We start from the raw sequence: 886 nt of genomic DNA, 5'->3' as shown, positions 1-886 counted from the left end.
CGAGCCAACGCTCGTCAGGCCCGTCGACCGGCACCTCGAGCAGCGCGAGCGTCACGAGCTGACTGCCCTCGTCCTGCACCCCCACCGCCCCCGACCTCATCCCGGGCACGTCGCCGGGCGCACCACCGGGCAAGGTCACCGCCGTGGGCGCCCACCGCCCGGGCACGCCGTCCACCTGAGCCGCGAGCTCGTCCCGGTCGGCCAGACCCGGTCTGGCGGCGACGGTGACGGCCGGCGCGGCGTTGTCGGCCTCGAGCAGGGCCGCGACGTCACCGTCCCTGCCGTCGGCGACCAGCGCCTGCGTCAACGCGCGCACCACCCACCCCGGGTGGCTGTGGTGCACCGCGAGGTCCGCGACCGGGTCCTCGACCCGGGTGGCCTCCCGCCACTCCTCGGGAGTCCGCTCGGTCACGCGCCGAAGGACCGCGTTCACCAGCTGCGACGCACCGACCCCCACCCGCGCCCGGGCGAGTGCCACCGTCTCGGAGACCGCCGCGTGCGGCGGCACACGCATCGCGAGCAGCTGGTGGGCACCGAGTCGCAGCAGGGCTCGGACGGGTGCGTCGAGCCCGTCCACGGGACGGCCCGCGGCGTGCGCGATCACGGGGTCGTACCGGCCCTGCAGGCGCAGGGTGCCGTACGCCAGCTCGGTCGCGAAGGCTGCGTCCCTGCCGCTCAACCGGTCGCGACGCAGCAGCGTCGGCATCACCAGGTTGGCGTACGCGTCCTGCTCCTCCACCTCCAGCAGCAGGTCCAGGGCGACCGTCCTGGCGGGGTCACCGGTACGGCGACGCTGCGAGGGGGCCTGCGACCCCGTCCTGGGCGCGGCCGGGCGCCGCCCACCCGCACCACCGGGGCCTGCCGACCGGCGAGGCCCCCCGTCCCG

Annotated in this window: 1 protein-coding gene; it reads right to left on the bottom strand. The window is 76.7% G+C overall.

Annotated features, from left to right (window positions below; genetic code table 11):
* The coding region (locus N869_RS15545; protein WP_332248777.1) for a transcription antitermination factor NusB at positions 1-886 on the bottom strand (886 nt) is incomplete at both ends.

Origin of the sequence: Cellulomonas bogoriensis 69B4 = DSM 16987 (assembly GCF_000767165.1) — a bacterium.
Lineage (GTDB): Bacteria > Actinomycetota > Actinomycetes > Actinomycetales > Cellulomonadaceae > Actinotalea > Actinotalea bogoriensis.
The sequence above is the reverse complement of the archived record's forward strand: the minus strand, read 5'-3'. Positions and strand labels throughout refer to the sequence as shown.